Here is a 17,670-nt window from a genome sequence, read left to right on the forward strand (position 1 = left end):
CTTGATTCGCAAGCGAGCCTATTGTGCTCATTTGTGAACATTTAATCTGTGATGAGCGCTAAATTATTGCAGTTTTATTACAAAAATTGTGACGCAGTGAGTGAACGCGCATCCAGGGTCAGCCCACGCATGGCGTGGCTTTTGGCTACTCACTAAGGAGTAATATGGCCGACAACTGTTGCTTTTCGTCACATTTTCTTAGCAATGAATGGGATCTTGCCCACATTTCCGGTGGCGGGGGTATGGTGAATTGACGCAGAAGGTTTATTTTCTCTCTCGTCCAAGAACGAGCGCAAACGAGCATAACGTTTGCGCAAGCTCAAAAAACAAGAAGAAACGTTTTCGGGCGCAATGAATGGGAATGAAAGATAACAAAACGGAACATCAAACCTACTGTGGGTGGATATAAGGAATAACAACTATGAGCATACAAAGACCCAATACCCTGCTTGGCGAGTGCCTCGCCGAGTTTATCGGCACCGGCCTGCTGATCTTCTTCGGCGTCGGCTGTGTGGCCGCCCTGGTGCTGGCTGGCGCCAACTTCGGGCAATGGGAAATCTCCATTACCTGGGGCCTGGGTGTCGCCATCGCCATCTATGTCACCGGTGGCATCTCCGGTGCCCACCTCAACCCTGCCGTGACCCTGGCGCTGATGACCTTCTGCGGCTTTGACAAGCGCAAGGTGGTGCCCTTCATCATCGCCCAGATAGCCGGGGCATTCGCCTCCGCCGCCCTGGTCTACGCCCTCTACAGCAACCTGTTCACCCAGTGGGAGCTGACCCACAACGTGGTGCGCGGCAGCGTCGAGAGCCTCGGCACCGCAGGCATCTTCTCCACCTACCCCAATGCCCTGCTCTCCAACATGCAGGCTTTCGCAGTCGAGATGGTGATCACCGCCGTCCTGATGCTGGGCATCATGGCACTGGGTGACAACAACAACGGCGCCCCCAAAGGCTTCGCCGCCGCCCTGCTCATCGGCATCCTGATCGCGGTGATCGGCGCCTCACTCGGCCCCTTGACCGGCTTTGCCATGAACCCGGCCCGTGATTTCGGCCCCAAACTGTTCGCCTTCGTGGCTGGCTGGGGTGACGTGGCCCTGACCGGTGGTCGTGACAACCCCTACTTCTGGGTCCCCATCCTTGGCCCCATCGTCGGCGCCCAGATCGGTACCGCCCTGTATGTGAAAGTGCTGGCTCCCTGCGTCCCGGGCAACCGCGTCGCCACCGAAGAAGCCGCCAAGCTGTCTAACAAAGAAGAGGCCGCCGCCTGAGAGCGGCCCTCCCCAACGTGTAACAACGTGGAAAAATAAAAACGTGGAGAACATCATGTCTGCTGAAAAGAAATTTGTCGTTGCGCTGGACCAGGGTACCACCTCCTCCCGTGCCATTGTCTTCGATCAGGACGCCAACATCGTCGCGACCTCCCAGCGCGAATTCACCCAGCACTACCCGAAAGCGGGCTGGGTCGAGCACGACCCCATGGAGATCTGGGCGACCCAGTCCTCCGTCTTCACCGAAGTGCTGGCCAAGAGCGGCCTGCACAGCGAGCAGATCGCCGCCATCGGCATCACCAACCAGCGTGAAACCACCGTCGTCTGGGAAAAGGCCACCGGCAAGCCCATCTACAACGCCATCGTCTGGCAGTGCCGCCGCACCGCGGCCATCTGCGAAGAGCTCAAGGCCCGGGGCCTTGAAGAGTACGTTCGCGAAAACACCGGCCTGGTGCTGGACGCCTACTTCTCCGGCACCAAGGTGAAGTGGATCCTGGACAACGTGGAAGGGGCCCGGGAGAAGGCGATGAACGGCGAGCTGCTGTTTGGCACCATCGACACCTGGCTGGTGTGGAAGATGACCAACGGCGAGGTGCACGTCACCGACCCGACCAACGCCTCGCGCACCATGCTCTACAACATCCGCGACCTGAAGTGGGATGAGCGCATGCTGGACGAGCTGGGCATCCCCGCCTCCATGCTGCCGCAAGTCAAACCCTCCTCCGAGGTCTATGGCTACACAACCCGTGGCGGCGGCGCCCGCATCCCCATCGCCGGTATCGCCGGTGACCAGCAGTCCGCCCTGTTCGGCCAGCTCTGCTTCGAAAAAGGGATGGCCAAGAACACCTACGGTACCGGCTGCTTCATGCTGATGAACACCGGCACCGAGCCGGTTCGCTCCAGCAACGGCCTGCTGACCACGGTCGCCATCGGCCCGAAAGGGGAAGTGAATTATGCCCTCGAGGGTGCGGTATTTATGGGCGGCGCCACCATCCAGTGGCTGCGCGATGAGCTCAAGATCATCCACGATGCCCGCGATACCGACTACTTCGCGAGCAAGGTGGGCGACACCAACGGCGTCTACCTGGTACCGGCCTTCGTGGGCCTGGGCGCCCCCTACTGGGATCCGTATGCTCGCGGCACCATGGTCGGCCTGACCCGTGGCGCCAACCGCAACCACATCATCCGTGCAGCGCTCGAATCCATCGCCTACCAGAGCCGCGACGTGCTGGATGCCATGCAGCAGGACTCCGGCATCAAGCTGGCAGCCCTGAAGGTGGATGGCGGCGCCGTGGCCAACGACTTCCTGATGCAGTTCCAGGCCGACATGATGCACACCCCTGTGGTGCGTCCGACCCGCATCGAGACCACCGCCATGGGTGCCGCCTTCCTGGCCGGCCTCGCCGTGGGCTTCTGGAAGAGCTCTGAAGAGCTGGAAGACAAGTTCAGCGTGGACCGCGAGTTCATTCCGCAGATGGACCGTGACGATCGCGCCAAGCGCTACAGCGGCTGGAAGAAGGCGGTGGAACGTTCACGCCGCTGGGCCGAAGAGGAGTGATGGGGTAACCGACGCGTCCTTGAGATGAAAAAAGCAAAGAGGCCGACAGCGATGTCGGCCTCTTTTTATTGGCGAGCACGACTGTTCTGACCGCCCCCTACCCCAACCCTTCCCTTGCCAAGGGGTGGGAGAAAATGCCCCCTCCCCCTCATGGAGGGGGAGGCCGGGTGGGGGTTGGAACTGTCGGCATACCCTCTACAACGCTTCAGCGCCGAGCTGCTCTTTCAGGAAATCGAGCCAGACCCGCAGCCGGATGTCCCGCTGGGCATCGGAGTAGAAGACCGCATGGATGGGGCGCGAGGCACCGCTGTTGCTGCGGGCCAGCACCTCCACCAGGGCGCCGCTCGCCCTGTCATCCCCCGTCATGAAGTCCGACAGGCAGACGATCCCCTGCCCCGCCAGCGCCAGCTGACGCAAGGTTTCCCCGCTGCTGGCCCGCAGGGTCGGGGTGATGGCGAACCTGTCCCCCTGCTCCTCGCTCAATAGGGGCCAATGATTGAGGTGATCGGGGTGCAAAAAACCGAGCAGCTCGTGGCCAGCCAGCAAGTCAGCCGGCTGGCGCGGGGTACCGCGTGCCTTCAGATAGTCGGGGGAGGCCAGCAGCCGCAGCCTGGAGCGGCCCAGCGGCAGGGCCCGCAGGGAGGAGTCCGTCAGCTCGCCGATGCGAATGGCCATGTCCACCCGCCGCTCCATCAGGTTGATGAAGCCCTCGGAGCTGTGCAGTTGCAGCTCGATGGCGGGGTAGCGGCGGCGAAACTCACCGATGATGGGCACCAATCTATGCAGGATGAAGGGGGTGGCGGCGTCCACCCGCAATATGCCCTCCGGCTGCTCCCGGCGCATCAGCAGCAACCCTTCCGCCTCGCTCATCTCGGTCAGGATCTTCACCGCCCGCTGATAGAACCAGCTCCCCTCCTCGGTCAGGCTGACCCGGCGGGTGGTGCGGTTGAGGAGCACGGTGGCGAGCTTCTCTTCGAGACGCTTGATGCCGCGGCTCACCACGGAATTATCCATGCCGAGATTCTCCGCCGCCTGGCGAAAGCTGCCCGCCTCCACCACCGCCACAAACAGGGTCAATTCATCGGAATGGGTCTTCATTGCTGTCATCCTGGCAAGAGTAATGGGTCTTTATAGGTGCAATGGCCGGGAGTTGGCAAGACAGGCGTCGCTTCGTATCGTGACGCACCACCTGTTTTATCTGCGCCCTTGCCAGTACAATGCCGCCAACCGGCACCGTATGGCGCCACACTATGACAGGGACGATCCATGACATTCGACAACAGGCTGGCCGCCGCCCATCGGGAGCTGGCCGAGAAGGGCGTGCAAACGCTCAACTACAACCCGCCGATCATCTGGCTGCTGCGAAAGGCGGGGTTCACCATCAGGCCGCCCCACTACGAACGCTTTATGATCAACGTTCTTGCCCTGGGACTCCCCATCGGCGCTATCTGGGGGGTGTTGATGTGGTGCCTCGGCTGGCAGGATGAGGTGAGCCCGGGGTTTGCCCTGCGCCAGAGCCTGCTCTTTGGCATCGGGCTCGGTCTGCTGATGGGGACCTGGTTCTGGTTTCGGCGCAAGCAGCTCAAGCTGACCCCCTGGGACGCCTTGCCCCACTCCACGAGCCGCACGCAAAAGCGCTGGCAACCGAAATAACCACCGATGTCGACAAGGAGCGCCTTATGACCAGGGCCCATGAAAAACTGAACTATGTGGAGTTTGCGGCCAGGGATATTGCCGCCACCAAAGCCTTCTTTCAGGCCGCTTTCGGCTGGCAGTTCGCCGACTACGGCCCCGATTATTGCGCCTTCGAGGGAGAAGGGCTGGATGGCGGCTTCTACCGCGCCGAACTGTGCAGCCAGAGTGCTCAGGGCGGGGCGCTCCTGGTGTTCTACAGCGCCGATATCGAGGCGACCCAGAGCAAGGTAGCCGGCGCAGGGGGCACCATAGTGCGCCCCCTGTTCGATTTTCCCGGTGGCCGCCGTTTCCACTTTGTCGAGCCCAGCGGCAATGAATTTGCGGTCTGGTCCGAACCGGCCAGCGCTTGATAATACTCCGCCCTCCCCTGGGCCACCTGCACCACGACCAGCCATGGGGAGGCCACATTGCTGCACTCACCTCAATAGTGTTTTGCGACTGCTGCCCTGTATCCCCCAGTCAGGGGCGGGCATACTGACTCCCGTCTTAACGAGGAGGTTCAGATGCCATCCCCCCTGATTGTGATTGCCCAGCTTGACGCCAAACCCGAATTCGCCGCCCAGTTTCGCGCTGCCCTCGAGCCGCTGATCGCCGCGACCCTGCAAGAGCCGGGGTGCCTTCGCTACCAGTTGCACCAGAGCCTGGAGAGCCCCCATAGCTGGATGCTGTACGAGGAGTGGGAGAGTGAAGCCGCCCTACTCGCCCACCAGCAGCAGCCCCACTACATCGCCTTTGCCAACCTCGCCTCCCCCTGGTTTGCCAACCGGGTCGTGAGCCGCTACCGGCGCGCCTGACTGCCTCCGCCCTCGGCGCAGGCAAAACCCATCATTTGAGCGTAGAAACACTAACCTGAGGAATTTGATGATGAAGATGCCCAACCTGGGTCTTGGAACCTTCCGCCTGAAAGATCAGCCCCTTCGCGACTCCCTGCTCCAGGGGCTGGAACTTGGCTACCGCCATATCGATACCGCCCAGATCTATGACAACGAGGCCGACGTCGGCCAGTTGATGAGCGAGAGTGGCGTGCCCCGCCAGGATATTTACCTGACCACCAAGGTGTGGACCAGCGAGTTCGGTCCGGGCAAGGTGATCCCGAGCCTGGAAGTGAGCCTGGAAAAACTCGGCACCGACTATCTGGACCTGGCGCTCATTCACTGGCCCTCCCCCCAGGATGAGGTGCCGATGGCGGTCTATCTGGAGCAGCTCGCCGAGGCCAAAGCCCGGGGCCTGACCCGGGAGATCGGGGTCTCCAACTTCACCGTGGCCCAGCTTAAACAGGCCATCGACATTCTGGGGCCGGGCGCCATCGCCCACCAGCAGGTGGAGATCCACCCCCTGCTGCAAAACCGCAAGGTGGTCGAATTCTGCCAGGAGCACGGTATCGCCATCACCGCCTATATGCCGCTCGCCTATGGCAAGGTGCTCGCCGAGCCGCTCTTGATGGAGATCGGCCAGCGCCACGGCGTCTCGGCGGCCCAGGTGTCGCTGGCCTGGCTGCTGGCCCAGGGCATGACGGTGATCCCGAGCTCTACCAAGCGGGAGAATCTGGCCGCCAACCTGGCCGCGCTGAAGGTACAACTCAGTCGCGATGAAATGGCCGCCATTGCCACCCTGGATCGGGGTGAGCGCTGCGCCAACCCGGACTTTGCGCCGGATTGGGATTGATCCCCCTCATCCCCAGCCCTTCTCCCGCCAGGGGAGAAGGGAGCAAATAAGGCTCAATGACATTCTTCAGCACCAGCGGGAGGCACAATGCCTCCCGCTTTTTTTGTCCCCAATACCGCGCGTCACTGCCACCCGCGCCGCTGGCCCCCTCCCCTGCATCCTTCCGCTGCCCTTCCCTCTTTATTCCCAGTTCGGTCTGTACGCTTTGCCTCTGCACTCAACTCGCGCTGTACGGCCCACTCTTGTCTCTGCAACCTCAGCCACTCCCACTTCCACGGCCCCATTGCTGCTGATTTGGCAAAAGTAATTTGACGTTGCCGTCATTTTTACCAACAAACACCCTCGGCATACTGGCGCCATTCTCCCGTCGGGAGTCCCAATCCAAGGAGTTGTTATGCCACTGGCGTTATTTGCCCTCACCTTAAGTGCCTTTGCTATAGGCACCACCGAATTCGTGATCGTGGGGCTCATCCCCACCATCGCCGAGCAGCTCAATGTCTCGCTCCCCTCGGCGGGCCTGCTGGTCAGCCTCTATGCCCTTGGGGTGGCCATCGGCGCCCCCGTGCTCACGGCGCTTACCGGCAAGCTGCCGCGCAAGTGGCTGCTGGTGGGGCTGATGGCCCTCTTCACCGTCGGCAACCTGCTGGCCTGGCAGGCCCCCGGGTACGAGAGCCTGATTGTGGCCCGCATCCTCACCGGGCTGGCCCACGGGGTCTTCTTCTCGGTAGGCAGCACCATCGCCACGGGTCTCGTGGCCAAAGAGAAGGCGGCCAGCGCCATCGCCATCATGTTCAGCGGCCTCACGGTCGCCCTGGTGACCGGCGTCCCGCTTGGCACCTGGATTGGTCAGGTCTTTGGCTGGCGCGAGACCTTCCTGGTGGTGAGCCTGCTCGGCCTCGTCGCCATGGTGGGCAGCCTGCTGCTGGTACCGGGGAACCTGCCGAAGGGGGCCGCCTCCAGCGTTCGCGAGCAGCTCTCGGTGCTCACCAAGAAACCGCTGCTGCTGGTCTACGCCAAGACGGCGCTCGGTTACGGCGGTGCCTTCACGGCGTTTACCTTCCTCGCCCCCATCCTGCAACAGGTGAGCGGCTTTAGCGCCGGCGCGGTGAGCCTCATTCTGCTGGTGTACGGGGTATCGGTCGCCGTCGGCAATATCTGGGGCGGCAAGCTCGCCGACCGGATGGGCCCGCTGCCTGCGCTGAAGCTGCTGTTTGCCGGGCTCGCCGTGGTGCTGCTGGTGCTCACCTTCACCGCACCGCACCCGGTGCTGGCGGTACTGACCGTGCTGGTGTGGGGCGCCTTCGCCTTTGGCAACGTGCCGGGTCTTCAGGTACTGGTGGTGAAACAGGCCGAGCGCCACACCCCCAATGCCGTGGATGTGGCCTCCGGCCTCAATATCGCCGCCTTCAACGTCGGCATTGCGCTGGGCTCCGTGGTCGGCGGTTTCGTGGTGGAGCACCTCGGCCTGATGCACACCCCCTGGATTGGCGCCCTCATCGTGCTGCTGGCCTACGGCCTCACCCATGTCAGCGAAGCGGGCGAGCGCCGCGCCGTCCTTGCCTGACCCCCGGGCAAGCAAAAGGCCGACACCCTGTGTCGGCCTTTTTTTCATGGGCAAGATGCGAGGCTCAGGGCTCCTTGAGATCCTCATCGGCAGCCCAGCGCGCCTCCAGCCAGAGCAGGTTGACCAGCCCGCAGAGCAAGGCGAACCCCAGCCCCAGCAACCAGGTGAAATACCACATATCGCGTTGATCCTTGTGTTGAAGCGGATTAGTAGAGGCTGTGGCCGTGCTGGCGCACCTGCTCGGCGCTGACCCTGCCGCGCACCACCCGGTAGACCCAGAGGGTGTAGCCGATGTTGACCGGCATCAGTACTCCGACGATCCCCAGCATGATAAGCAGGGTGCGCTCGCTGGAGGTGCTGTCCCACAGGGTCAGGCTGCTGGCCGGATCCAGGGACGAGGGCAGCACGAACGGGAAGAGCGCGATGGCCACGGTCAGCATCATGGCGGCGCAGGCACCGCCGCTGGCCACGAGAGCCAGCCCGGACTTGCCGAGGCGGCTTGCCAGCGCGCACACCAGGGGCAGCAGGAGCCCGAGCACAGGCACGGCCCAGAGCACCGGATGGGCGACAAAGTTGCCAAGCCAGCCCGCCGGCACCGCCACCACCTCTTTCATCAGCGGAGTGAGGGCGCCGTTGAGATCGCCGATGGCCGTGATGCGATACCCCGCCATCTCCCCAAGCCAGACGCCGCCAAGGGCAAAGAGGGCGCTCGCCAGGGGGCCGAGCCAGAGGGCGAGGCGGGCGCTGCGCGCCGCTATGGCTCCCTGGGTCTTGCACTGCAGGAAGCTGGCACCGTGCAGCAAGAGCAGCGCCAGCGCCGTCCCCATGGCGGTCAACAGCAGCGGCCAGTGGAACGCAAAGGCGCCATAGTGGATGCGAAGGGCCGCATCGAAGCGAAACGGCAGCCCTTGCAGCACGAGGCCAAGGGTGGCACCAAACACCAGGGTCGGCAGCAGGCCGCCCACCACCAGGGCGCGATCCCACCAGCGGCGCCAGACCGGGTCCGGCAGCTTGCTGCGATAGTCAAAGCCCACCGGGCGCAAAAAGAGGCCGAACAGCAGGGACATGAAGGGCACGTAAAGCGCCGAGAAGGCGGCGGCATAGACCAGGGGCCAGGCGGCAAACAGGGTGCCGGCACCGGCGATGAGCCACACCTGGTTGCCCTCCCACACCGGCCCCACGCTGTTGAGCAGCACCCGCCGCTCGTCATCCGTCTTGCCGACCACGGGCAGCAGCATGCCGACCCCGAGATCGAAGCCATCCATCACCACGAAGCCGACCAGCAGGAAGAGCACCAGCCCCCACCAGATCACTTTCAGGGTTTCGTAATCCATCAGGCAGGACTCCCGTTTTGCAACACTTCACCTTGATAACGACCCGTCTGCAGGCTGGCAGGCCCTTTGCGGATCACATGACGCAACAAGAACAGCTCCACCACCAGCAGGCTGCTGTAGATGAGGAAGATGGCGATGAGGCTGAACCAGAGCTGCCCCGGTTGCAGCAGGGAGACGGAGGCCGACACCGGCAGCACGTCGCTGATGGTCCAGGGCTGGCGACCGAACTCCGCCACGAACCAGCCCGCCTCGATGGCAATCCAGGGCAGCGGAATAGACCAGAGCAGGGCCCTGAGCAGCCGCGGGGATTGCACCAGCCTGCCCCGGCACAGCTGCAGGAAGGCGGCGGCAAAGAGCGCCAGCAGCGCCACGCCGATGCCCACCATCAGGCGAAAGCTCCAGAACAGCGGCGCCACCTGGGGGATGGAGTCCTCCACCGCCTTGGCGATGGCCCCCTCGTCCGCCTTGCCAATCTCCTTGGCATAGGGGGTGAGCAAGAGGCCGTAGCCCAGATCGCTGCGGTGGCGCTCGAAGGTGGCGCGGGCCGCCTGGTTGCTGCCATCTGCCCGCATCGCTTCGAGCGCCTCGTGGGCCAGCATACCGCTGCGAATACGCGCCTCGTGCTGCGCTTTCAGATCTTTGAGGCCCGTCACCTGCTCATCCAGGGAGCGGGTGGCGATGATGCCCATCAGATAGGGTATCTTGATGGCCGCGTGGGTGGTCTCGGCACGCTGATCCGGCAGGCCGAACAGGGTGAAGGAAGCCGGGGCGGGCTCCGTCTCCCACTCCGCCTCGATGGCGGCGAGCTTGACCTTCTGCACCTCCCCCGAGCGATAGCCCGACTCGTCCCCGAGCACGATGACCGAGAGGATGGCCGCGAGGCCAAAACCCGAGGCGATGGCAAAGGATCGCAGGGCGAAGCGCACCTCCATGCCGCGCAGCAGATACCAGCTGCTCACCCCCATCACGAACAGGGAGGCCGCCACATAGCCCGCTGCCACCGTGTGGACGAACTTGACCTGGGCCACCGGGTTGAAGATGACCGCGGCCACGTCCACCAGCTCCATGCGCATGGTCATGGGGTTGAACTCGGCGCCGACCGGGTTTTGCATCCAGCCGTTGGCGATGAGGATCCAGAGGGCGGAGAGGTTGGAGCCGAGCGCCACCAGCATGGTCACCAGCAGGTGCTGACCGCGGGAGAGCTTGTCCCAGCCGAAGAAGAAGAGGCCCACCAATGTGGACTCGAGGAAGAAGGCCATCAGCCCCTCCACCGCCAGCGGCGTGCCGAAGATATCGCCGACATAGTGGGAGTAATAGGCCCAGTTGGTCCCGAACTGGAACTCCAGGGTGATCCCGGTGGTCACCCCCATCACGAAGTTGATGCCAAACAGCTTGCCCCAGAAGCGGGTGATGTCCTTGTAAATCACCTTGCCGGTCATCACGTAGGCCGACTCGGCGATCACCAGGATCCAGGACAGCCCCAGGGTGAGGGGCACAAACAGAAAGTGGAACATCGCCGTCGCCCCGAACTGTATTCGGGAGAGGCTGACCACATCATCCAGGCTTATCATGCATGACTCTCTATGTTGCATTTAACGGACAGGTTTTCGCCCGCCAAGTACACCATGGTCCATGACACCTATAACAGATGCAGTTATAGTGAAAAACACCTATAACAGTTTGAGCCCACCATGTCCCGCTACGGCCAGTTGGCAGACCAGCTGCAACAGCAGATCACGAGCGGCCTCTGGCAGCCGGGGGAGCGCATCCCCTCCATCCGCCAGAGCTGCAAGACCCACGGCCTCAGCCCCATGACGGTGCTCCAGGCCTATCAGTTGCTCGAAAGCCGGGGCCTCATCCTGGCGCGGCCCCAGTCCGGCTACTACGTCAAGGCCGCGAGCACGGCCCGGCGGGAGAGTCAGCCCCAGCAGGCCCGCTACAGCGGCTCGGTGGACATCAACGATCTGGTGTTCGAGGTGCTGCAGGCGAGCAAGTCACGGGAGCTGGTGCCCCTTGGCATGGCGGTGGCGGACCCGACACTCTTCCCTCACCCCCAACTCGGTCGGGCCCTCGGCAGTTGCATGCGCCGCCTCGATCCCTTCAGCACGGTGGCAGATCTGCCCCCCGGCAACGAGGCACTGCGCCGCGCCATCGCCCGGCGCTACGCCGGCGAGGGGATGGCGGTGGATCCCCAGCAGATCATCATCACCACGGGGGCCATGGAGGCGCTCTCCCTCAGTCTTCAGGTGCTGACCGAGCCCGGGGACTGGGTGGTGGTGGAGTCCCCCACCTTCTACGGCGCCCTGCAGGCCATCGAGCGGCTCAAGCTCAAGGTGGTGGAAATCCCGGTGATCCCCGGGGTGGGGATCGATCTCGCCCTGCTGGAGGAGGCCCTCGCCCAGCGCCCCGTCAAGGCGTGCTGGCTGATGGGCAATGTGCAGCACCCCCTCGGCCACACCATGCCGGATGAGCACAAGCAGGCGCTGATGGGGCTGCTCAACCGCCATCAGGTCCCCCTGGTGGAGGATGACGTCTATGCGGAGCTCTATGTCGGGCGCGAGCGGCCAAGGCCCATCACCCATTGGGATGCACGGGGAGAGAGCCTGCTGTGCGGCTCCTGGACCAAGTGTCTGGCGCCGGGCTTTCGGGTCGGCTGGGTGGTGGCGAAGCACCACGCCGAGCGCATCCAGCGGCTGCAACTGATGTCGACGCTCTCGACCAATGTGCCCAGTCAGCTGGCGCTGGCCGACATGCTGCGCCAGGGCGGGGTGGACGCCCACTTTCGCCGCCTGCGCCACACCCTGGCCCAGCGCCAGCAGCAGATGCGGGCAGCCCTGATGCGCCTCTTCCCCGAGGCGCGTATCTCCAACCCCGATGGTGGCTACTTTCTCTGGCTCGAATTTGACGCCCGCCTCGATGGCCGGGCGCTCTATGCCAGCGCCATCGAACAGGGCGTCTCCATCGCCCCCGGGGCCCTCTTCTCCAGCCAGGGCCAGCACAACCACTGCCTGCGCCTCAACAGCTCCCATCCCTGGAGCCTGCAGCTGGACGCGGCGCTCAACCGGCTTGCGGACCTCATCGCCCGGCAACGGGAAACCTGGCAGAACCCCCCTGACGCCTCACACGACAAGGGCCCGTAACGGGCCCTTTTGCAAGCGAGTGCGCCTTATTCTGGCCATGGTCTGTGACTGGGCCTTGAAGCCCAGTTGCTCGTAGAGGGCCCTGGCCCGCTCGTTGAAAGCCATCACCTCCAGGCGCAGCTGGCTTGCACCCCGTGCCTTGCCCCACTGGTCCCCGTGGGCGATCAGCGCCCGGCCGATGCCCCGGGAGCGCAGCCCCTCATCCACCACCACGGTCGTGATGCGGCAGACGGGCAGCTTGCTGAGAAAGGGGACGCTCTCGTTGAGGTCGATGCGGGCGGTGAGAAAGCCCGCCACCTCTCCCGCCACCACCGCCACGCAGAAAAGACGCGCCTCGTCGGCAATGGCGCCGAGCAAGAAGGCCCTGTCCTCCGGGGACGGGGGGCAGAACACCTCGGGCACCTGCTCGAAGTGGAGCTGACCTATCTGCCGGTTCAGGGCCAGAATGGCGTCGATATCCTGTTCAGTTGCCTTGCGAATGTCCACCTGATGCTCCTTGCAGTGAGGGTCGCCAGCGAGGAAAGAGGCTCGGCGGTCACCCTTTGGAACCCGCATCTTATCGGCTCGTCACGACAATCAACAGCCCCCCGGCAACGACAAGGCCCCATGACGGGGCCTTGTGGACAATCCTGATGGCAATGCGGGCTCAGCCCGGCGCCCCCAGTTGGGCCACCTGGCGCTCTATGCTCCCCTTGAGGTTGTCATCCAGCTTCAAGGCCCGCGCCAGCTCGTCCAGATAGCCGCGCTCCATGAAGTGATCCACCTCGATGGTGAGGAGAGAGGCGAGGTAGACCTCGGTCGCCAGCTCCATGTCGGTCACCTCTCGCGCCAGGACATGGGGGTCGAGGGGACGGGAGAGCTCGGCGTCAATCCAGCGGGCCGCATCCCGCTCCCCCTGTTCGGTCAAGTACTCCTGGATCTTCTGGCGCTCGGCGGCATCGATGTGGCCGTCGGCCCGGGCTGCCGCCACCATGGCGCGCACCAGCAGGTTGGCGCGGGCATCCAGGGCCTTGCCCTCCAGGGTGTCAAGGGGCTGGGTCGGCTGGGCCGGGGTGGACTGCTGTGTCTGCCAGTCCTGATAGAGCTTGTAGGCCAGCCCCCCGAGGGCTGCCGCCCCCCCCACCGCCGCCACCTTGGTGCCATATTTGCGCATCTTCTTGTTGCCAAGCAGCAGCGCCATGGCCCCGGCGGCCAATCCCCCCTGCGCCATGCCCTTCATCTGGGCCTTGCGCGTGTCACCACCGTCGTTGAGCCAGCCCTTGCCAGCTCCCATCAATTGCTCCAGCATCTGTTTCATGGGGCCTCCTCCCTCGCGTGATGAGTCATGCTGGGCCGCCTGCGCTGAACTCAAGGTGAATGACGGCGCAGACAAGAGGAGGCGCTGGTTGGATCAGTGTCGGCCCCGCCCGCTGCTATTGTCCCCGGGGGACAGCCAAGGAGTCCCCCCTTGCCTCGACATAAGGAAGTACCATGAGCGCCCGTGAACTGACCCTGCAATTTCTCGCCGAACCCGCCGACGTCAACTTTGGCGGCAAAGTCCATGGCGGCATGGTGATGAAGTGGATTGACCAGGCCGGCTACGCCTGCGCCGCCGGTTGGTGTGGCGGCTATGCCGTCACCGTCTATGTGGGGGGCATCCGCTTCTTGCGCCCCATCCAGATAGGCCAGTTGGTGGAGGTGCACGCCAAGGTGATCCACACCGGTACCACCAGCATGCACCTGGCGGTGGATGTCTACAGCCGCCACCCCACCGACCCGGAGCGGCGCAAGACCACCCACTGCATCATCATCTTCGTGGCCATGGACGAGCATGGCAAACCCACCCCGGTGCCCCAGTGGCAGCCGGTGAGCGAGAGCGATCTGCAGTTGCAGCAGTACGCCAAAAAGCTGATGGCCCTGCGCGAGGAGCTGGACAAGGAGATGCGCCAGCACATGTGACCCGTCCCGCCCCGGGCAGCCGGGGCGTGTCTTCGCGCCGCCGGGCGCTATAATGGCGACCCCCCTTGCTTTTGAGAACCCAAGATGTCCCTGGAAAATGCCCCCCCCGAGGTCCAGCTCGCGGTGGATCTGATTGAACTGCTGGAAACCAACCACATCGCCCCCGCGCTGGCCCTGGCGGCACTCGCCATCGTTCGCCGGGATTATGAGCGCAAGCTCGAGGAAGGTCGGGAGGCCTGAGCGCCCCCGCAGGAGGCACCATGTCAGCCCCCATTCGCATCGAACAAGGCTGCGCCATGCTCCTCGGGGGGCTGCGCCGTCACCACCCCTTCGAGCAGGGGGACTTCGCCGGCCAGTGGCGCGACCTCAGCGCCCTGCTTCCCCTGCCGGGGCAGCTCGGGGAGCACGCCTATGGCGTCATCTGCGCCGCCACCGACACCCACTGCGAATACCTCTGCGGGGTGGAGGTCGCCGCCCTGGAGGTGCTGCCTCCCGGGCTTGGCCGCATGCGCATCGCCCCCCAGACCTACGCCATCTTCTTGCATCAGGGGCATGTCGCGACCCTGCCGCACACCTGGCGCCAGGCCCTGGCTTGGCTCGCGCAATCGGACTATCAATCTGCCCAGCAGCCGGATTTCGAGCGCTACGGCGCCCGCTTTGACGCCGCCACCGGCAGCGGCGAAGTGGAAATCTGGCTCGCCGTGGTACCAAAACAGGCCCTGGCCTGACCCCTGGCCGCCCGGGCTACCTCGGCCCCATCACCTCGTCACAGAGCGCGATCAGCGCCTCCCCCAGCCGGGCGAGGGGCTCGCTCGTGCCCGGCCCCTGGTGCAGAGCCAGCTCCACCGAGCGCACTGCAGGCCAATGGGCCAGCACCACCTGATCCGGTTGCAGCAGGCGCGCCGGCAGCAGGCTGACCCCGATCCCCGCGCTCACCGCCCCTTGCAGGCTGGCGAGACTGCCGCTCACGTAGGCGATGCGCCAGGGGATCCCCTCGGCATCCAGGGCGTCGGTCATCTGGCGCCGGTAGAGCCCCTCGCTTGGAAACACCACCAGAGGCAGGGGGTCGCGCCCGGCGGCGGGCCACTCCCGGCTGTCAACCCAGGCCAGGGGCTCGCGCCATCGGGCGATGGGCTCCCCCTGGCCGCGCCCCTGCTTGATGAGGGCCAGATCCAGCTCTCCCCCTTCGAACGCCTGCCACAGGGCATGGCTGAGATCGCTTTGCACCTCCAGCCGCACCTGCGGGTGCGCGCGGGCGAAGGCGGCCAGCACCGGGGTCATGGCCCCTGCGGCAAAATCCTCCGGCACCCCGAGGCGCAGGGGGTGGCTCGCCTCGCTCACCCGCTCCCCCGCCCGGGCCAGCAGCCCCAGGATGCGGCGCGCCAGCCCGAGCAGGGTCTCCCCCTGGGCCGTGGTCACCACCTGGCGGCCGGATCGATCGAGCAGGGTGCAGCCCAGCTGCTGCTCCAGGCGGCGCATCTGCTGGCTCAGGGTGGACTGGGTGAGGTGGATACGCTCGGCGGCGCGGGTAAAGCTGCCGGTTTCGACGATGGCGACGAAGCTCTGCAGCAATTGGGGGTCCAGCAGGGGGCGCTCCATGGGCAATCTCCATTTATAAAACCACTGGAAGTCATTTTATCATTTAATTTCCAAATGATGCGGTGACCCTCTAGGCTGCTGTCCTCCCCCTTTTTGCCAGGATATGACCATGCCACCCCCTTCCCAGTCCGGTGCCCGCCTCCTCAACTCCCTCACCGCCGCCTCGGCCCCCAGCCATCAGGAGTGGCTGGAGCAGGCCCTGCACCTGGCCCTGACCCATCGCCAGCAAGGGGGGCGCCCCTTCGCCGCCCTGCTGGTGAGGGAGAACCGGCTGGTGGCGAGCGCCGTCAACCGCATGCTGGAGGCGGGGGACCCCACCCGTCACGCGGAGCTGGAAGCGCTGCGGGAAGGGAGTCGCCAGGGGCCGCTGGCCGGGGCCATCGTCTATGCCAGCGGGCACCCCTGCCCTATGTGCCTGTCGGCCTTGGTGATGAACGGCATCCAGGCGGTCTACTACGCCTTTGACAACGACGATGCCGCCCCCTTCGGCTATGACAGCCGCGCGGCCTACGCGGCCCTGCGACTGCCCCTGTGCCCGCCGCCCCTGCCCCTCATCAAGCTGGCGAGCCCCATCGCGGCCGAAACCCTCTACGGTCCCCTGCCCCATGCATAAGCGCCTCCTCCCCCCGGGCAGCGGCGCCTTGCTGGTGCTGGTGATCCTCATCGCCCTCAACCTGCGCCCCTTCCTCACCGCCATCGGCCCCCTGGCCCCTCGCATCGACGCGAGGCTGGCCCTGGGGGTGGATACCCTGGCCTGGGTCACCCTGCTGCCCCTCTGGCTTATCGGGGTCGGCGTGCTGCTCACCCCGGCGCTCCTGGGTCGCACGGGCCCGCGCCCCCTGCTCGGGACGGCCCTGCTGCTGCTTGCCCTTGGCAGCGCCCTGCGCGTCGATCTGGCGAGCGGCGCCCTGCTCATCGCCAGCGCCGCCCTGTGCGGGCTGGGCTCAGCCCTGGTGCAGGGGGTGCTGCCCGGCCTCATCAAGGAGGGGTTCGCCCAAAAGGTGCCTCTGGTGATGGGGATCTTCTCCGCCTGCATGATGGGGGGCGGGGCGCTCGGGGCCGTGCTCACCCCGCGCCTTGCCGAGTATCTGGACTGGTCTCGGGCGCTGGCGCTCTGGGGCCTGCCGGTGCTGCTGGCCCTCGGCTGGCTGGCCTGGCGGGTGCCCCTGCCCGCCCCGGCCAGCACGCCCGCCCCCACCGGGGAGCAGCGGCTGCTCCCCCTGCCCCGTACCTGGCTGCTCATCGCCTGTTTTGGCATCATCAACAGCGGCTACGGCATCGTCGTGGCCTGGTTGGCCCCGGCCTACATGGCGGCGGGCTGGAGCGCCCAGCAAGGGGGCGAGCTGGTGGCCTGGCTCGCCCTGGCCCAGACCGCGAGCGGCCTTGGCCTGCCTCTGCTGGCAGCCGGTCGGCTGGACCGCCGCCCCTGGATGGCGCTGGCCATCGCCATGCAGCTGGCGGGCTTTGGCGGCCTCTGGCTCGCTCCCCAGACCGCCCCCCTGCTCTGGTGTTTGCTGTGCGGCGCCGGGCTTGGGGGGAGCTTCTCCCTCATCATGGTGATTGCGCTGGATCACCTGCCCGACCCGCGCCGGGCGGGCGCCCTCTGCGCCCTGATGCAGGGGGTCGGCTTCATGGTGGCGGCTACCGGCCCCTGGGTGGCGGCCCGCCTGCACCATGCAAGCGGTGACTTCGCCGCCGCCTGGCAGTGGCAGCTCGGCGCCCTGGTCCTGATGAGCCTGCTGGTGGTGCGTCTCAACCCGCGCCACTACCCAAGGGCCATGGGCCTGCCCCCGGAGCAGGCCATGGCTGTGCAGACGGCAGGCCACAAGCCTGCCTGATCCGGCGAGCACCGGCCTTGGGGGCCAGAAAGCGCAACACCGGCCTTGGCCGGTGTTGTTCATCAGGGT

General features: G+C 65.2%; 20 protein-coding genes. 13 read left to right on the plus strand and 7 right to left on the minus strand.

Annotation, left to right across the window (positions count from 1 at the left end):
- Positions 1–421: 421 nt before the first annotated feature.
- Both AB5Y59_RS03280 and glpK read left to right on the plus strand, forming a co-directional pair.
- Positions 422–1,270 carry an MIP/aquaporin family protein gene (locus tag AB5Y59_RS03280; RefSeq protein WP_039038615.1) on the plus strand — a complete coding sequence of 283 codons (849 nt, stop codon included), beginning with the start codon at positions 422–424 and terminating at the stop codon, positions 1,268–1,270.
- Positions 1,271–1,325: 55 nt separating this feature from the next.
- Positions 1,326–2,828, plus strand: coding sequence for a glycerol kinase GlpK (gene glpK / locus AB5Y59_RS03285; RefSeq protein WP_010674229.1), 1,503 nt, complete (start codon positions 1,326–1,328; stop codon positions 2,826–2,828).
- A gap of 195 nt (positions 2,829–3,023) precedes the next feature.
- On the opposite strand, the gene AB5Y59_RS03290 is transcribed toward glpK, so the two are convergent.
- The gene (locus AB5Y59_RS03290) at positions 3,024–3,926 is read right to left on the minus strand and encodes a LysR family transcriptional regulator (protein ID WP_041212776.1); all 903 of its coding nucleotides are present in this window, start codon (positions 3,924–3,926) and stop codon (positions 3,024–3,026) included.
- A gap of 168 nt (positions 3,927–4,094) precedes the next feature.
- Here AB5Y59_RS03290 and AB5Y59_RS03295 point away from each other — a divergent pair, with 168 nt between their 5' ends.
- The 5 genes from AB5Y59_RS03295 (at position 4,095) to AB5Y59_RS03315 (ending at position 7,752) form a co-directional block, all read left to right on the plus strand.
- Positions 4,095–4,481: a DUF6404 family protein gene (locus AB5Y59_RS03295; protein WP_114522610.1), complete on the plus strand. Its 387-nt coding sequence runs from the start codon at positions 4,095–4,097 to the stop codon at positions 4,479–4,481.
- Positions 4,482–4,507: 26 nt separating this feature from the next.
- On the plus strand, positions 4,508–4,873 hold the full coding sequence (locus AB5Y59_RS03300) for a VOC family protein (protein WP_323950782.1): 366 nt from the start codon (positions 4,508–4,510) through the stop codon (positions 4,871–4,873).
- Positions 4,874–5,026: 153 nt separating this feature from the next.
- Entirely contained in the window at positions 5,027–5,317 is a 291-nt protein-coding gene (locus tag AB5Y59_RS03305; protein WP_368211480.1) for a putative quinol monooxygenase, read from the plus strand.
- Between the two features lie 67 nt (positions 5,318–5,384).
- The gene (dkgB, locus tag AB5Y59_RS03310) at positions 5,385–6,188 is read left to right on the plus strand and encodes a 2,5-didehydrogluconate reductase DkgB (protein ID WP_368211481.1); all 804 of its coding nucleotides are present in this window, start codon (positions 5,385–5,387) and stop codon (positions 6,186–6,188) included.
- A 394-nt stretch (positions 6,189–6,582) separates the two neighbouring features.
- Positions 6,583–7,752: an MFS transporter gene (locus tag AB5Y59_RS03315; protein ID WP_368211482.1), complete on the plus strand. Its 1,170-nt coding sequence runs from the start codon at positions 6,583–6,585 to the stop codon at positions 7,750–7,752.
- Positions 7,753–7,816: 64 nt separating this feature from the next.
- On the opposite strand, the gene AB5Y59_RS03320 is transcribed toward AB5Y59_RS03315, so the two are convergent.
- The 3 genes from AB5Y59_RS03320 to AB5Y59_RS03330 are packed head-to-tail and all read right to left on the minus strand — an operon-like array spanning position 7,817 to position 10,657.
- Positions 7,817–7,930 (minus strand): CydX/CbdX family cytochrome bd oxidase small subunit, encoded by a 114-nt coding sequence (locus AB5Y59_RS03320; protein ID WP_010674207.1) that lies wholly within the window; start codon positions 7,928–7,930, stop codon positions 7,817–7,819.
- Positions 7,931–7,958: 28 nt separating this feature from the next.
- The gene (gene cydB, locus AB5Y59_RS03325; protein ID WP_368211483.1) at positions 7,959–9,086 is read right to left on the minus strand and encodes a cytochrome d ubiquinol oxidase subunit II; all 1,128 of its coding nucleotides are present in this window, start codon (positions 9,084–9,086) and stop codon (positions 7,959–7,961) included.
- Positions 9,086–10,657: a cytochrome ubiquinol oxidase subunit I gene (locus AB5Y59_RS03330; protein ID WP_048207353.1), complete on the minus strand. Its 1,572-nt coding sequence runs from the start codon at positions 10,655–10,657 to the stop codon at positions 9,086–9,088. The genes cydB and AB5Y59_RS03330 overlap by 1 nt, the downstream gene beginning before the upstream one ends.
- 120 nt (positions 10,658–10,777) lie before the next feature.
- Between AB5Y59_RS03330 and AB5Y59_RS03335 the strand changes: the two genes are divergently transcribed.
- Positions 10,778–12,226, plus strand: a complete 1,449-nt coding sequence (locus tag AB5Y59_RS03335) for a PLP-dependent aminotransferase family protein (RefSeq protein ID WP_368211484.1) — start codon at positions 10,778–10,780, stop codon at positions 12,224–12,226.
- Here AB5Y59_RS03335 and AB5Y59_RS03340 read toward each other — a convergent pair.
- Complete coding sequence (locus AB5Y59_RS03340; protein WP_368211485.1) at positions 12,206–12,712, minus strand: N-acetyltransferase family protein; 507 nt, start codon at positions 12,710–12,712, stop codon at positions 12,206–12,208. The genes AB5Y59_RS03335 and AB5Y59_RS03340 overlap by 21 nt on opposite strands.
- Positions 12,713–12,872: 160 nt before the next feature.
- Positions 12,873–13,523, minus strand: a complete 651-nt coding sequence (locus AB5Y59_RS03345) for a tellurite resistance TerB family protein (protein WP_042015902.1) — start codon at positions 13,521–13,523, stop codon at positions 12,873–12,875.
- A 173-nt stretch (positions 13,524–13,696) separates the two neighbouring features.
- Here AB5Y59_RS03345 and AB5Y59_RS03350 point away from each other — a divergent pair, with 173 nt between their 5' ends.
- The 3 genes from AB5Y59_RS03350 to AB5Y59_RS03360 all read left to right on the plus strand — a co-directional run bounded on the left by AB5Y59_RS03350 (position 13,697) and on the right by AB5Y59_RS03360 (position 14,892).
- Positions 13,697–14,164, plus strand: coding sequence for an acyl-CoA thioesterase (locus AB5Y59_RS03350; RefSeq protein ID WP_010674201.1), 468 nt, complete (start codon positions 13,697–13,699; stop codon positions 14,162–14,164).
- Between the two features lie 84 nt (positions 14,165–14,248).
- A complete protein-coding gene (rsmS, locus tag AB5Y59_RS03355; RefSeq protein WP_010674200.1) occupies positions 14,249–14,404 on the plus strand; it encodes a pleiotropic regulatory protein RsmS in 156 nt (51 codons plus the stop codon).
- 20 nt (positions 14,405–14,424) lie between these two features.
- Entirely contained in the window at positions 14,425–14,892 is a 468-nt protein-coding gene (locus tag AB5Y59_RS03360; RefSeq protein ID WP_368211486.1) for a GyrI-like domain-containing protein, read from the plus strand.
- Between the two features lie 16 nt (positions 14,893–14,908).
- Here AB5Y59_RS03360 and AB5Y59_RS03365 read toward each other — a convergent pair whose 3' ends face one another.
- Positions 14,909–15,751 (minus strand): LysR family transcriptional regulator, encoded by an 843-nt coding sequence (locus tag AB5Y59_RS03365; RefSeq protein ID WP_029314296.1) that lies wholly within the window; start codon positions 15,749–15,751, stop codon positions 14,909–14,911.
- A 115-nt stretch (positions 15,752–15,866) separates the two neighbouring features.
- On the opposite strand from AB5Y59_RS03365, the gene AB5Y59_RS03370 reads away from it, so the two are divergent.
- The gene (locus AB5Y59_RS03370) at positions 15,867–16,376 is read left to right on the plus strand and encodes a nucleoside deaminase (protein ID WP_041212766.1); all 510 of its coding nucleotides are present in this window, start codon (positions 15,867–15,869) and stop codon (positions 16,374–16,376) included.
- On the plus strand, positions 16,369–17,601 hold the full coding sequence (locus AB5Y59_RS03375; protein WP_103243403.1) for an MFS transporter: 1,233 nt from the start codon (positions 16,369–16,371) through the stop codon (positions 17,599–17,601). Before AB5Y59_RS03370 ends, AB5Y59_RS03375 begins: the two co-directional genes overlap by 8 nt.
- Positions 17,602–17,670 lie beyond the last annotated feature (69 nt).

Origin of the sequence: Aeromonas sp. s10, from assembly GCF_040907975.1 — a bacterium.
GTDB lineage: Bacteria > Pseudomonadota > Gammaproteobacteria > Enterobacterales > Aeromonadaceae > Aeromonas > Aeromonas caviae.

Excerpts from the sequence above, each read along its gene's own strand:
- AB5Y59_RS03300 (WP_323950782.1), top strand. The coding sequence starts at position 4,508 with ATGACCAGGGCCCATGAAAAACTGAACTATGTGGAGTTTGCGGCCAGG.
- cydB (WP_368211483.1), bottom strand. The coding sequence starts at position 9,086 with ATGGATTACGAAACCCTGAAAGTGATCTGGTGGGGGCTGGTGCTCTTC.
- AB5Y59_RS03320 (WP_010674207.1), bottom strand. The coding sequence starts at position 7,930 with ATGTGGTATTTCACCTGGTTGCTGGGGCTGGGGTTCGCCTTGCTCTGC.
- glpK (WP_010674229.1), top strand. The coding sequence starts at position 1,326 with ATGTCTGCTGAAAAGAAATTTGTCGTTGCGCTGGACCAGGGTACCACC.
- AB5Y59_RS03345 (WP_042015902.1), bottom strand. The coding sequence starts at position 13,523 with ATGAAACAGATGCTGGAGCAATTGATGGGAGCTGGCAAGGGCTGGCTC.
- AB5Y59_RS03335 (WP_368211484.1), top strand. The coding sequence starts at position 10,778 with ATGTCCCGCTACGGCCAGTTGGCAGACCAGCTGCAACAGCAGATCACG.
- AB5Y59_RS03305 (WP_368211480.1), top strand. The coding sequence starts at position 5,027 with ATGCCATCCCCCCTGATTGTGATTGCCCAGCTTGACGCCAAACCCGAA.
- dkgB (WP_368211481.1), top strand. The coding sequence starts at position 5,385 with ATGATGAAGATGCCCAACCTGGGTCTTGGAACCTTCCGCCTGAAAGAT.
- rsmS (WP_010674200.1), top strand. The coding sequence starts at position 14,249 with ATGTCCCTGGAAAATGCCCCCCCCGAGGTCCAGCTCGCGGTGGATCTG.
- AB5Y59_RS03375 (WP_103243403.1), top strand. The coding sequence starts at position 16,369 with ATGCATAAGCGCCTCCTCCCCCCGGGCAGCGGCGCCTTGCTGGTGCTG.
- AB5Y59_RS03290 (WP_041212776.1), bottom strand. The coding sequence starts at position 3,926 with ATGAAGACCCATTCCGATGAATTGACCCTGTTTGTGGCGGTGGTGGAG.
- AB5Y59_RS03330 (WP_048207353.1), bottom strand. The coding sequence starts at position 10,657 with ATGATAAGCCTGGATGATGTGGTCAGCCTCTCCCGAATACAGTTCGGG.
- AB5Y59_RS03280 (WP_039038615.1), top strand. The coding sequence starts at position 422 with ATGAGCATACAAAGACCCAATACCCTGCTTGGCGAGTGCCTCGCCGAG.
- AB5Y59_RS03370 (WP_041212766.1), top strand. The coding sequence starts at position 15,867 with ATGACCATGCCACCCCCTTCCCAGTCCGGTGCCCGCCTCCTCAACTCC.
- AB5Y59_RS03315 (WP_368211482.1), top strand. The coding sequence starts at position 6,583 with ATGCCACTGGCGTTATTTGCCCTCACCTTAAGTGCCTTTGCTATAGGC.
- AB5Y59_RS03360 (WP_368211486.1), top strand. The coding sequence starts at position 14,425 with ATGTCAGCCCCCATTCGCATCGAACAAGGCTGCGCCATGCTCCTCGGG.
- AB5Y59_RS03350 (WP_010674201.1), top strand. The coding sequence starts at position 13,697 with ATGAGCGCCCGTGAACTGACCCTGCAATTTCTCGCCGAACCCGCCGAC.
- AB5Y59_RS03295 (WP_114522610.1), top strand. The coding sequence starts at position 4,095 with ATGACATTCGACAACAGGCTGGCCGCCGCCCATCGGGAGCTGGCCGAG.